This is a genomic window from Dellaglioa sp. CoH-56-MRSF-11 (assembly GCF_056782135.1).
In genome coordinates this window covers 1-370 of record NZ_JBXAYE010000049.1, presented here as the reverse complement: position 1 = coordinate 370, position 370 = coordinate 1, and the positions used below count along the sequence as shown (strand labels likewise).

Genomic DNA, 370 nt, shown 5'->3' with positions numbered 1-370 from the left:
GGATACGATTTTCCGGATTCGAAGCGGCTTCGGCACGGGCCTTGGCCTTCGCTTCCTTGTGCTGCGCGTAAGCGTAAGCATTGGATGCTTCGATGATCGACAGCGCGTAATCTGCGTCGGGTGCTACGCATGCCTTGGCAAAGAACTTAGCAGCGGTCTTCACTCGACCCTTTTGCATGTTGTCCATAGCCAGCGCAACGTAGTCGAGCGCGCGGTTGTATTTCTGCATTGCGTTCTCCTGAATAGTTTGCGATGTAGTAGATTAGGAGTGCGTAGCAATTACGCACTCCTAGTTCAATTACACGCGCAGACCAGCAGCGACCGAACGCGAGTTCGCGACCGAGATAGCGAGCGATTCGAACATCAACCA

The 370-nt window shown here is 53.8% G+C and carries 1 protein-coding gene; it reads right to left on the bottom strand.

The annotated features are described in order from the left end of the window. The coding region (locus tag AC1RPT_RS07785; protein WP_481762982.1) for a hypothetical protein at window positions 1-229 on the bottom strand (229 nt) is incomplete at its 3' end. Window positions 230-370 lie beyond the last annotated feature (141 nt).